The following is a 12,044-nucleotide window of genomic DNA, read 5'->3' on the forward strand; positions in this document are numbered from 1 at the left end:
ACAAGGGGCGGTAAGTCCCGAAAGGCTGATGAAAGTGCGGGAGGACACGGTGAGCACCGACCCGTGGGGCCGGGTAGACGACGACGGCACCGTCTACGTACGTACGGCTGAGGGAGAGCGGGCCGTCGGGTCCTGGAAGGCCGGCGAACCGGAGGAGGCGCTTGCCTACTTCCATCGCAAGTTCGACGAGCTGGCCGGGCAGGTCGCCCTGCTGGAACAGCGGGTCCGCGGCACCGACCTGCCACCCGCCCAGGCCGAGGCGACGATCGTCAAGCTTCGCGAGGCGATCACCGACGCGCACGCGGTCGGCGATCTCGACGCGCTGCTGAACCGCCTCAACGCCCTCACGGAGCTGGTCGCCCAGCGCCGGGAGGAGGTCAAGGCCGCTCGCGACGTGGCCAGGGCCGAGGCCAAGGGCGTCAAGGAGCGGATCGTCGCCGAGGCCGAGCGCATCGCCGACGACACCACCCACTGGAAGACCGGTGGCGAGCGGCTGCGCCAGCTGATCGAGGAGTGGAAGGCCGCCGAGCGCATCGACCGGGTGACCGAGGCCGCGCTGTGGAAGCGCCTCTCGGCGGCCCGTACGGCCTTCGCCAAGCGGCGCAAGGCCTACTTCGCGGGGCTGGACGAGCAGCGTGAGGGCGTGCGTTCCACCAAGGAGCGCATCGTGGCCGAGGCCGAGACGCTGGCCTCGTCCACCGACTGGGGCGCCACCGCGTCGGCCTACCGCGAGCTGATGCAGGAGTGGAAGACGGCGGGCAGGGCCTCCCGCGAGGTCGAGGACGAGCTCTGGGGTCGCTTCAAGGGCGCCCAGGACCAGTTCTTCCAGGCGCGGTCGGCCGTCTTCGCCGAGCGCGACGCCTCGCTGGCGGCCAACGCCGAGATCAAGGAGCAGCTCCTGGTCGAGGCGGAGAAGATCCTTCCGGTCACCGACGCCCGCGCCGCCAGGAGCGCCCTGCGCAACCTCCTGGAGCGATGGGAGGCCGCGGGCCCGGTCCCGCGCGAGCAGCGCGACCGCCTGGAGGGTGGCCTGCGCAAGATCGACGAGGCGGTCCGCAAGGCCGAGGAGACGGAGTGGAAGCGCTCCAACCCCGAGGCCCGCGCCCGCGCGCAGAACACGGTCGACCAGCTGCGCAAGTCGATCGCACAGCTGGAGAGCCGCCTGGCCAAGGCCAGGGACGCGGGCAAGGACAAGGACGTCAAGGACTCCGAGGAGGCCCTGGCCGCCCGCCGTTCCTGGCTGGAGGAGGCGGAGCGCACGCTCGCCGAGTTCTCCTGACGCCCGGCGCCGTCACCGGCTGACGACGCGACCCCGGGGCCGCGGGGACACTCCCACCACGGGAGTGCTCCTCGCGGCCCCGCCGCCTGTGGCGGGGCCGCCGGGCACGGACGGGCACGGACGGGCCGGTCGCGAGGCAGGCGGGGTCGCCGGAGGGGCCGTACGGGACGGAGCGGGCGGGAGCCCTCAGGAACCGGCGCCGCTGACCCGGTAGACGTCGTAGACGCCCTGGATGTTGCGGACGGCCTTCAGGACGTGGCCCAGGTGCTTGGGATCGCCCATCTCGAAGGTGAACTTGCTGATCGCCACCCTGTCCCTGGACGTCGTCACCGACGCCGACAGGATGTTGACGTGCTGGTCGGAGAGGGTGCGGGTCACGTCGGAGAGCAGCCGGGGCCGGTCGAGCGCCTCGACCTGCAGCGCGACCAGGAACACCGAGTCGTCGGCGGCGGACCAGGCGACCTCGACCAGGCGGTCGGGCTCGGACTGGAGCTGGTCCATGTTGGGACAGTTGGTGCGGTGCACCGACACGCCGTGCCCGCGGGTGACGAAGCCCACGATCTCGTCGCCGGGCACGGGGGTGCAACATCGCGACAGGCGTACCCAGACGTCGGAGTCGCCCGCGACGACCACTCCCGCGCCGCCGCTGCCGCGGGGGCGCCCGCGCAGCTTGGTCGGCACGGAGGTCTCGGCGATGTCGTCCTCGGCGCCCTCGACTCCCCCGATGGACGTCACGAGCTTCTGCACGACCGTCTGCGCGGCCACGTGGCCCTCGCCGACGGCCGCGTAGAGCGCGGAGACGTCCGGGTAGCGCAGGTCCCTGGCGAGGGCCAGGAGGGACTCTCCGGACATCAGGCGCTGCAGCGGCAGGCCCTGCTTGCGCATGGCGCGGCCGATCGCCTCCTTGCCCGCCTCGATCGCGGTCTCGCGGCGCTCCTTGGAGAACCACTGCCGGATCTTGTTGCGGGCCCGGCCGGACTTGACGAACTTCAGCCAGTCGCGCGAGGGGCCCGCGTCGGGCGACTTGGAGGTGAAGATCTCCACCGTGTCGCCGTTGCCCAGGCGCGACTCCAGAGGCACCAGGCGGCCGTTGACCCTGGCCCCGATACAGCGGTGGCCCACCTCGGTGTGCACGGCGTAGGCGAAGTCGACGGGCGTCGCGTTCTCCGGCAGGGCGATGACCTGGCCTCTGGGGGTGAAGACGTAGACCTCGGAGACCGACAGGTCGAACCTGAGCGACTCCAGGAACTCGCCCGGGTCGGCGGTCTCCTTCTGCCAGTCGAGGAGCTGGCGCAGCCACGCCATGTCGCTGGCGGGCTTCAGCTTCGTCCCGGGAGGACCGGAGACGGTCATGTCCTCCTTGTACTTCCAGTGCGCCGCCACGCCGTACTCGGCCCTGTGGTGCATGCCGTGGGTGCGGATCTGCAGCTCCACCGGCTTGCCCTCGGGGCCGATGACCGTGGTGTGCAGCGACTGGTACATGTTGAACTTGGGCATCGCGATGTAGTCCTTGAACCGGCCGGGGACCGGGTTCCATCGCGCGTGGATCGTGCCGAGCGCCGCGTAGCAGTCGCGGACCGAGTCGACCAGCACCCGGATGCCGACCAGGTCGTAGATGTCGTCGAAGGCGACGTCCCTGGCGATCATCTTCTGGTAGACGGAGTAGTAGTGCTTGGGGCGGCCCTTGACGGCCGCGCGGATCTTGGCGTCGCGCAGGTCTCCGGAGACCTTCTCGATGACCTCCTGCAGGAACAGGTCCCTGCGCGGGGCCCGCTCCGACACCATCCGGGCGATCTCGTCGTACCGCTTGGGATAGAGCATGGCGAACGCGAGGTCCTCCAGCTCCCACTTGATGGTGTTCATGCCCAGCCGGTGGGCGAGCGGCGCGAAGATCTCCAGCGTCTCCCGCGACTTCTGGTGCCGCTTGTGCTCGGGCAGGTAGCGCATGGTGCGCATGTTGTGCAGCCGGTCGGCGAGCTTGATCACCAGCACCCGGATGTCGCGGGACATCGCCACGACCATCTTGCGCACGGTCTCGGCCTCGGCCGCGGCGCCGAACTTGACCTTGTCGAGCTTGGTGACGCCGTCGACCAGCAGCGCGATGTTGTCGCCGAAGTCCGAGCGCAGCTCGTCGAGACCGTAGGCGGTGTCCTCGACGGTGTCGTGCAGCAGCGCCGCGCACAGCGTCTCGTCGTCGGTGCCGAGCTCGGCCAGGATCGTGGCCACCGCCAGCGGATGGGTGATGTACGGGTCGCCGCTCTTACGCTTCTGGTCGCGGTGGTGGTAGGCGGCCACGTCGTAGGAGCGCTCGATGAGCCGCAGGTCCGCCTTCGGGTGGGTCGCGCGGACCGTCCGGAACAGCGGCTCCAGGACCGGATTCATGCCGCCACCCCACTGCCCCCCAAAACGTGCGAGCCTTCGCCTTACCGCCGGCTTCTCCTCGGCGGCTCCGGACATGGCGGAACCGGCATCGCCTGCTGGGACGGCCGTCTCGGGACCGCCACCGCCGGCGGTCGCGTCGGGGACGACCACATCACGGGGCACTCAGACTCCTTACGTTCGAGTCCAGATCCCTCAGTGTATCCAGACGGGGTTGTGTGCATTTGTCCGCGGGGTCGATCAAACGACGACGAGAGGGTGCAACTCCACGTCGGTCAGGCGCTCGCGGCCCTTGAGGAAGGCCAGCTCCATGAGCACGGCGATCGCGACGACGTCGGCGCCCGCCCTGCGGACCAGCTCCACCGCCGCGCGCGCCGTACCTCCGGTGGCGAGCACGTCATCGACGATGAGGACGCGCTCCCCGGGGGTGAAGGCGTCCCGGTGAACCTCGATGGTGGCGGAGCCGTACTCCAGATCGTAGGACGCCTCAAGCGTCTCAGAGGGCAGTTTGCCTTTCTTCCGTACCGGGACGAAGCCCGCGCCCGCCCGGATGGCGACCGGGGCGGCCAGGATGAACCCCCGCGCCTCGATTCCGACGATCTTGTCCACCTCGTACAGCCCGGCCAGTTCCTCGGTCACCGCGGTGAACACCACCGGGTCGGCGAGCAGGGGGGTGATGTCCTTGAACAGCACTCCGGGCTGCGGGTAGTCGGGCACGTCGCGGATGCGGTCGAGGATCAGGCTGCTCAGCTCGGTCATGGTCGGCGCTCCTGTGGAGATCTCGGGGTGGGAAACACCGGGGGGCCGGTGGTGCCGGGGGCGGTGGAGAGGGCGGGAAGGGACGGGAAAGGCGCGGGGAACCGGGGAACCGGGGAACCGGTGGCGCCGGAGAGGGCGGGGAGGTGCGGGAGACACCGGGAAACGATGGCGCGGGGAAGGCGACGACAGGTAAGGAAAACGCCTCCGCTCCCCGTGCGGGGAGCGGAGGCGCGGACGTGCTCGTGCTTACTTCTTCCTCCGCTTGTCACCGGCCGGGGAGGTCCGGCCGGCGGCCGGGGCGGCGCCGTTGGAGGCGCCGTTGGAGGCTCCGGCGGTGACCGGCTGACGCACCGTCTTGATCCCGGAACCGCCTCCGTGCGCGGCGAGCCTGTTGGCGATCTCCGTGTAGAGCGTCTCGCGCTCCTTCAGCGTGACCAGCAGCGGCGTCGCGACGCACAGCGAGGAGTAGGTGCCGACGAGCATGCCGACGAACAGCGACAGCGACAGGTCCTTCAGCGTTCCCGCGCCGAACAGCGTGGTGCCGATGAAGAGGATCGCCGCGACCGGCAGGATCGCCACCAGGGTGGTGTTCAGCGACCGGATCAGCGTGTGGTTCAGCGCGTTGTTGGCGGCCTCGGTGTAAGTGATCTTGGAGGTCCTGCCGATCTTGGCGGTGACCTCCTTGATCATGTCGAAGACGACGACGGCGTCGTACAGCGAGTATCCGAGGATCGTCAGGAAGCCCAGCAGAGTCGCCGGGGTGACCTCGAAGCCGGACCAGGCGTAGACGCCGGCGGTGATCACCAGGTCGTGCAGCAGCGCCACGACGGCGGCCAGCGCCATCTTCCACTCGAAGGCCATCGTCAGGTACAGGATGATCGCCAGCATGAAGACGATCAGTCCGATGATGGCCTTGTTGGCCACCTGACCGCCCCACGAGGCACCGATCACCTGCAGGTTGACCTGGTCCACCGGCAGCTTGAACTCGGTGGAGACGGCCTTCTGCATCTTGGTGACCTGGTCGGCCGGGAGGCTCTCCGTGGTGACCCGCCAGCCGTTCTGGGTCGTCTGCGCGATGACCTGGTGCGCGCCGGCGTCGGTGAACGTGGCGCGCACCTGCTCGATGTTGGCGGTCGGGGCCTTGAAGGAGAAGACGGACCCGCCCTTGAACTCCACGCCCAGGTTGAGGCCGTTGAAGACCAGCCCGGCGATGGAGATCACCAGCAGGACTGCGGAAAGGGAGTACCAGAGCTTCTTGCGGCCGACGAAGTCGACGTCGACCTCGCCCCGGTACAGCCGGCGCGCGATGCCGGACATCAGGCCTCCTGCGGAACGGTCTTGGGAGCGACGGGAGCCTCACTCATGCGCTCGGCGTCGAGCCCGGAGAGCTTGTGCCCCTTGGCGAAGAACGGCAATCTGGCCAGCATCGCGACGAACGGCTTGGTGAACATGAACACCACCGCGATGTCGATGAGCGTGGTCAGGCCCATGGCGAAGGCGAACCCGGCCACACCGCCGACCGCCAGGAAGTAGAGCACCACGGCGGCGATGAACATGACGGCGTCGGCGATGAGGATCGTCCGCCGGGCGCGGACCCAGGCGACCTCGATGGCCGTGCGCAGCGAGCGCCGGCCCTCCTTCATCTCGTCGCGGATCCGTTCGAAGTAGACGATGAACGAGTCCGCGGTGATACCGATCGAGACGATCAGTCCGATGATGTGCGGCAGCGAGAGGCGGAAGCCCGCGAACGCGCCGAGCAGCACGACGGCCTGGTAGGTCACGATCGTGGCCACCACGAGGCTCAGCACCGACACGATGCCCAGACCCCGGTAGTAGAGCATCGAGTAGACGACGACCAGCAGGAGGCCGATCGCGCCCGCGATGAGACCGCCGCGCAGCTGGTCGGCGCCCAGCGTGGAGGAGACCTCCTCGATGGAGCTCTTCTCGAACTTCAGCGGCAGCGCGCCGTACTTGAGCTGGTTGGCCAGCTCGTCGGCCGTCACCTGGGTGAAGCTGCCGGAGATCTGCGCCCGGCCGCCGGTGATGGGCTCCTGGATGACGGGCGCGGAGATGACCACGCCGTCGAGGACCATGGCGACCTGGTTGCGGGGAGCCTGCGAGTTGAAGGCCGTGGTGGTGACCTTCGACCACTGGTCGGGACCCTGGCCCTTGAAGGCGAGCTGGACGAGCCACTCACCGGTGGTCTGGTCGACGCCGGAGGACGCGCTGTCGATCGAGGTGCCGGTCACGGCCGCCTTGTCCAGCACGAACTTGGTGCTGCCGTCCTGGCTGCAGCCGACGTACTGCTTGTCCGGCGCGTCCTGGGCGCCCACCCCCGCGTCCTTGGCGCAGTCGAGCGTCTCGAACCGCTTGAGCGCCGCGGGGTCGATCCCGGTGGGGTCGACGCCCGCCATGGGGTCGTCGGGCGCCGTCGGCGGGACCGTCGGCGCGGCGCTGGCGTCGGGCGTGGCACTGGCGTCCGGGGCCGCGCTCTTGCCCGGCTTGGCGGGCTTGTCACCCTTGTCGCCGCTCGGCTCGGCGGAGGGCGCGGGAGTGGCGCCGGGGCTCGGGTTGGTCAGCGCCGACGACAGGGCGCGGCCGGCCGGGGAGGCTCCCGGGTCGGGCGCGGCGGTCGTGCCGGGCTTCGGGGTCCCCGACTCGGCGGGCTTGGACTCCTTGTTGCCCTTGCGCCCGGAGGCGGTGGGCGAGGGAGTCGGCGTCGGCGCCTGGGTGGAGAGCTGGCCCGGGGGCGGAGGCGACCCGGCCCCGATCGCCAGCACTTGGCGGAACCTCAGCTCCGCGGTGGTGCCGACCAGCTTGACGACTTCCTCCTGGCCAGCTCCGGGAACGGAGATGACGATGTTGTCACCGGATTTGGCGACCTCGGCGTCGGAGATGCCGCTGCCGTTCACCCGCTCGCGGATGATGTTCACGGCGAGGTCGAGGCTCTCCTGCGAGGGAGCGCCCCCGTTCGGCGTGACGGGCTGCAGCGTCACGGTCGTGCCGCCGGCGAGGTCGAGGCCATACTCCGGGGTGTACGCCTTGTTGAGGAGCATCGCCCCGCCCATGGCGAGAATGATCGCCAGAAGCACCAGGAGCATGCGCCCCGGTCTGCTCTGGCCGCTGGTCGGTCGGGCCACTGGTCGTCAGTTCTTTCGGTTATAGGGGGTTGGAGGTGAGGCTACTCACGGCTTCTTGCTCGTCGTGTCGTGGTCTGCACCTTGCTGTTCCGCCGTCTCCACGACACCGTGGTCGACAGCCTTGACATTCTCCTCCTCCGCGTCGTCAACGGGAACCAGGACACGGCCGATGGCCGCCTTGACCCAGCGGGTCTCCACGCCGGGGGCGATCTCCAGGATCACGTCGTCGGCGTCGATGGCCACCACGGTCGCGAAAAGACCCGTCGTGGTCATGACACCGGTGCCCGGCGTGAGACTGTTCTGCATCTTGACCTGCTCCTGCTGCCGCTTGCGCTGCGGCCGGATGAGCAGGAAGTAGAACACCACGACCATGAGAGCGATCATGATCAGGCTCGAATAGTTGCCGCCCACAGGGCCGCTCCCTCTCTTGAGATTGACCGGCGGAAGCCGGACGTCACATACGGCCACGCCGCTCAGCACGTCAGCCTACACAGCCAGCCAAGGCTCGGAGTTTAGGCGAGCTGTTAAGAGCGCGGCAACGAAGTCACGTTTTGGCGCGCAGGGAAGTTCCCATTTCGATACGGTTGTCATCGATCTGTGATCAATCCTGTACGACTTCCCTACCGACTCCCAACGTTAGACGGCTCCAGGATCATCCTCAAGATCGATGAGAAACGAGGCCCCGAAGGCGTCCGGCGGGGGCACCAATCCCAGATGGGTCCAGGCCGCCGCGGTCGCCACCCGGCCACGGGGGGTGCGGGCCAGCAGTCCCTGCCGCACCAGGAACGGCTCGGCGACCACCTCCACCGTCTCCGGCTCCTCCCCCACCGCGACCGCCAGTGTCGACAGCCCCACCGGCCCGCCGCCGAACTTGCGCAGCAGCGCCCCGAGCACCGCCCGGTCGAGCCGGTCGAGCCCCTCGGCGTCGACCTCGTAGAGGTTGAGCGCGGCGGAGGCGACATCCCTGGTGACGACGCCCTCGGCGCGCACCTCGGCGAAGTCGCGGACCCGGCGCAGCAGCCGGTTGGCGATGCGGGGGGTGCCCCGGGAGCGGCCGGCGATCTCGCGGGCGGCGTCGCCGGGGAGCGTGACGCCCAGCAGGCGTGAGGAGCGGTGCAGCACCTCCTCCAGCTCGGCGACCCCGTAGAAGTCCATGTGCGCGACGAAGCCGAAGCGGTCGCGCAGCGGCGCGGGAAGCATGCCGGCCCGGGTGGTGGCGCCGACCAGGGTGAACGGGGCGATCTCCAGCGGGATCGCGGTCGCCCCGGGACCCTTGCCCACCACGATGTCGACGCGGAAGTCCTCCATCGCGAGGTAGAGCATCTCCTCGGCGGGCCTGGCCATCCGGTGGATCTCGTCGATGAACAGGACCTCGCCCTCGGAGAGGGTCGACAGGATCGCCGCGAGGTCGCCGGCCCGCTCCAGCGCGGGCCCCGAGGTGATCCTGAGGGGCACGGAGAGCTCGGTCGCGATGATCATGGAGAGGGTCGTCTTGCCCAGCCCGGGCCCGCCGCTCATCAGCACGTGGTCCGGCGGCCGGTTGCGCCGCAGCGCGCTCTGCAGCACCAGCGACAGCTGCTCGCGCACCCGCGTCTGGCCGATGAACTCCTCCAGCCGCTTGGGCCGCAGCGCCGCCTCGATGTATCTCTCGTCGCCCTCGGCGTCCGGCGACACCAGATCACGGTCGGAACTCACGCCGCCCCTCCCCTGCTCGCCGCGCGGCGGAACCGCCGGAGCCCCTTCGGGCACCGCGTGGCGGCCCCGCCCACCGTCTCCCGGCACACGTCCCGTACGGCGCGCTCGCCCCTCATCGCACGCTCAGCGCGCGGAGCGCGGCCTTGAGCAGGGCCGCGACCTGCGGGGTGCGGCCCTCGGCCAGCTCGGCGGCGGCCTGCGGCTCGACGGTGGCGACCGCCTCGTCGGCGTCTCTCCCCGAATAGCCCAGACCGACCAGCCCGGAGTGGACCTGGGCGCGCCAGGCGGGCGCGGCGGCGCGGCCGTCGAGCGCGGCGCTGACGGCCTCCTCCGGCGTGCCGAGCTTGTTCTTGAGGTCGACGATGATCCGCTGGGCGCCCTTCGGGCCCACCCCGGGGACCCTCGTCAGCGCCTTGACGTCGGCGGAGGCCACCGCCACCCGGAGCGCGTTGGGAGTGTGCACGGCCAGCATCGCCAGGGCGACCTTGGGGCCGACCCCGCTCGCCGTCTGCAGCATCTCGAAGATGCCGCGCTCGTCGTCGGTGACGAAGCCGAACAGGGTGAGCGACTCCTCGCGGACCACCAGCGAGGTGGCGAGCCTGGCCTCCTCGCCCGTCCTGAGCGTCGCCAGCGTGCCCGGCGTGCAGTGCACGAGGACCCCCACCCCGCCGACCTCGACGACCGCCCCGTCAGCGGTGATCGCGGTCACCTGCCCTCGCACCGAGGCGATCACTTCGCGGTTCCTCTCGGGTGTCCGGCCCTGCCACGGCCTCGGAAGTAGGCGGCGGGGGTGGTGGTGGCGCCCGCCGCCTTCGCGGCGGCCTCGGCCAGCCTGCTCTGGGCCCCGCCCCGCCACACGTGGCAGATCGCGAGGGCGAGCGCGTCGGCGGCGTCGGCGGGCTTGGGCATGGCGTCCAGCCGCAGCAGCCGGGTCACCATCGTGCCGACCTGCTGCTTGTCGGCCGTGCCGCTGCCGGTGATGGCGGCCTTGACCTCGGACGGCGTGTGCAGCGCGACCGGCAGGCCCCTGCGGGACGCGCACAGGATCGCCACGGCGGAGGCCTGCGCGGTGCCCATCACGGTCCTGAGGTTGTGCTGGGCGAAGACCCGCTCCACGGCCACCGCGTCGGGCCGGACCTCGTCGAGCCACCGCTCGATGCCCGCCTCGATCGCCACCAGCCGGGCGCCGATCTCGTCGTCGGCGGGGGTGCGGACGACCCCGACCTTGACCAGGCTCAGCGGCGCGCCGGGCCTCCCCTCGACGGCGCCGAGCCCGCATCGGGTAAGCCCGGGATCGACCCCCATCACCCGCAACTCGGGCAACCGCACCGACACGCCTCCGCTCGCCGAACACCTGTTCGGTGGCAGACTCTACCGCGTGGGAGCGGCCCGCGCACGGCTCTTCCCCGGCCCGCCGGAGCAGCCGCGAGCGGGTCCCGGGCTCACAGGTGCTGGGCGGCGGGTTCCGCGTCCTCGGCGTCCTCGTCGCTCTTCTTGTCGCGCAGCCGGTCCAGGCGGTTCATCACCGGCGAGGCCGAGATCCCGTGGATGGCCAGGGAGGCCAGCACGGTGAAGGCGACCACGGCCCAGAGCTCCTCGGCGGGCACGCCGAAGTCGGCCTGGCCGAGGGCGTAGGCGAGGTAGAACAGCGAGCCGATGCCGCGGATGCCGAAGAACGCCGTCGCGACGCGCTCGCGCGGCCCCGCCCTGCCGCCCAGCTCGGCGAGCCAGCCGGTCAGCGGCCGGATGACCAGCAGCAGCAGGAGGCCGACCGCGGCACCCCGCCAGGTGAGCGCGGACAGGCCGCCCATCGCGACGAAACCGCCGAGCAGCATGATCAGCCAGGCGGTGAACAGCCGCTCGAGCTGCTCGATGAAGCCGTGCAGCACCCCGTTGTAGCCGTGGCTGCGCTCGGCCGCCCTGATGGTGCAGGCGGTCACGAACACCGCGATGAAGCCGTAGCCGTGCACCAGCTCGGTGAGGCCGTAGGCCAGGAACGTCGCGGCCAGCGCCACGAAGCCGTCGCGGTGCTCGGCCAGCCGCAGGTCGGACTTCTGGGCGCGGAAGAAGAGCCGCCCCAGTCCCTTGCCGATCAGCAGGCCGCACACCACGCCCGCGGCGCACCGGTAGAGCAGGTCCACCAGCGTCCACTCGGCGATCCAGCCGACACCCCCGCTGACGGCCAGCGCGATCGCGGCGTACACCAGGGGGAAGGCCAGGCCGTCGTTGAGGCCCGCCTCGGAGGTGAGGGTGAAGCGGACCTCGTCGTCGGCCTTCTCCGAGTCGACGGGCTCGCCGACCTGCACGTCGGAGGCGAGCACCGGGTCGGTCGGCGCGAGCACCGCGCCCAGTAGCAGCGCCGCGGCCAGGGGCCAGCCGAGCAGGCCGTACGCCGCGGCGGCCACGGCGAGGACGGTCAGCGGGAGCGTCCACCCCAGCAGGCGCCAGGTCGAGGACCAGTCGTGCCGCCCGAAGGGCCGGTTGATGGCCAGCCCGGCGCCCATGAGCGAGATCAGCACGCAGATCTCGGTGGCGTGCTCGACCAGCGCCCGGTGAGCCACCGGATCGGGATCGGGCAGCTCCAGGGGCAGGGCGTAGAGGAGGAGGCCGCCCAGCAGGCAGGCCAGCGGGAGCGAGAAGGGACGGCGGTTGAGGAGCCGCGGCAGCGTGGCCGCGAGCAGCGCGGCGACCCCCGCCACGGCAAAGATCAGGTCAGGATTGCCCATTGTCCGCGTGATATGCCCTTGACCACGCGGACAAACCTCGCAGACAACCCGAGATCACACCGAATG

The 12,044-nt window shown here is 70.6% G+C and carries 10 protein-coding genes; 1 reads left to right on the forward strand and 9 read right to left on the reverse strand.

All coding sequences use genetic code 11. From position 1 onward, the window contains the following. Positions 1-49 precede the first annotated feature (49 nt). Entirely contained in the window at positions 50-1,279 is a 1,230-nt protein-coding gene (locus tag ACVCAG_RS00180; protein ID WP_440086430.1) for a DUF349 domain-containing protein, read from the forward strand. A 186-nt stretch (positions 1,280-1,465) separates the two neighbouring features. Here ACVCAG_RS00180 and ACVCAG_RS00185 read toward each other — a convergent pair whose 3' ends face one another. The 9 genes from ACVCAG_RS00185 to ACVCAG_RS00225 form a co-directional block, all read right to left on the reverse strand. After that, positions 1,466-3,661, reverse strand: coding sequence for a RelA/SpoT family protein (locus ACVCAG_RS00185; RefSeq protein ID WP_362675580.1), 2,196 nt, complete (start codon positions 3,659-3,661; stop codon positions 1,466-1,468). A 237-nt stretch (positions 3,662-3,898) separates the two neighbouring features. After that, entirely contained in the window at positions 3,899-4,417 is a 519-nt protein-coding gene (locus ACVCAG_RS00190) for an adenine phosphoribosyltransferase (protein WP_440069842.1), read from the reverse strand. A gap of 246 nt (positions 4,418-4,663) precedes the next feature. Continuing rightward, a complete protein-coding gene (gene secF / locus ACVCAG_RS00195; protein ID WP_440086429.1) occupies positions 4,664-5,734 on the reverse strand; it encodes a protein translocase subunit SecF in 1,071 nt (356 codons plus the stop codon). After that, complete coding sequence (gene secD / locus ACVCAG_RS00200) at positions 5,734-7,518, reverse strand: protein translocase subunit SecD (RefSeq protein WP_440086428.1); 1,785 nt, start codon at positions 7,516-7,518, stop codon at positions 5,734-5,736. Before secD ends, secF begins: the two co-directional genes overlap by 1 nt. Positions 7,519-7,602: 84 nt before the next feature. Then, positions 7,603-7,968: a preprotein translocase subunit YajC gene (yajC, locus tag ACVCAG_RS00205; RefSeq protein WP_362846673.1), complete on the reverse strand. Its 366-nt coding sequence runs from the start codon at positions 7,966-7,968 to the stop codon at positions 7,603-7,605. 225 nt (positions 7,969-8,193) lie between these two features. Next, positions 8,194-9,252 carry a Holliday junction branch migration DNA helicase RuvB gene (gene ruvB, locus ACVCAG_RS00210; protein WP_440086427.1) on the reverse strand — a complete coding sequence of 353 codons (1,059 nt, stop codon included), beginning with the start codon at positions 9,250-9,252 and terminating at the stop codon, positions 8,194-8,196. Positions 9,253-9,364: 112 nt separating this feature from the next. Then, complete coding sequence (gene ruvA / locus ACVCAG_RS00215; protein ID WP_440086426.1) at positions 9,365-9,985, reverse strand: Holliday junction branch migration protein RuvA; 621 nt, start codon at positions 9,983-9,985, stop codon at positions 9,365-9,367. Then, positions 9,982-10,566 carry a crossover junction endodeoxyribonuclease RuvC gene (ruvC, locus tag ACVCAG_RS00220; RefSeq protein WP_386161725.1) on the reverse strand — a complete coding sequence of 195 codons (585 nt, stop codon included), beginning with the start codon at positions 10,564-10,566 and terminating at the stop codon, positions 9,982-9,984. The genes ruvA and ruvC overlap by 4 nt, the downstream gene beginning before the upstream one ends. 128 nt (positions 10,567-10,694) lie before the next feature. Next, positions 10,695-11,978 carry a cation:proton antiporter gene (locus tag ACVCAG_RS00225; RefSeq protein WP_447189269.1) on the reverse strand — a complete coding sequence of 428 codons (1,284 nt, stop codon included), beginning with the start codon at positions 11,976-11,978 and terminating at the stop codon, positions 10,695-10,697. Positions 11,979-12,044: the final 66 nt, after the last annotated feature.

Source organism: Streptosporangium sp. G12 (assembly GCF_052983175.1).

Bases quoted from the DNA above. Each gene is read 5' to 3' on its own strand.
- ACVCAG_RS00225 (WP_447189269.1), bottom strand. From the start codon at position 11,978: ATGGGCAATCCTGACCTGATCTTTGCCGTGGCGGGGGTCGCCGCGCTG.
- secD (WP_440086428.1), bottom strand. From the start codon at position 7,518: ATGCTCCTGGTGCTTCTGGCGATCATTCTCGCCATGGGCGGGGCGATG.
- ACVCAG_RS00190 (WP_440069842.1), bottom strand. From the start codon at position 4,417: ATGACCGAGCTGAGCAGCCTGATCCTCGACCGCATCCGCGACGTGCCC.
- secF (WP_440086429.1), bottom strand. From the start codon at position 5,734: ATGTCCGGCATCGCGCGCCGGCTGTACCGGGGCGAGGTCGACGTCGAC.
- ACVCAG_RS00185 (WP_362675580.1), bottom strand. From the start codon at position 3,661: ATGAATCCGGTCCTGGAGCCGCTGTTCCGGACGGTCCGCGCGACCCAC.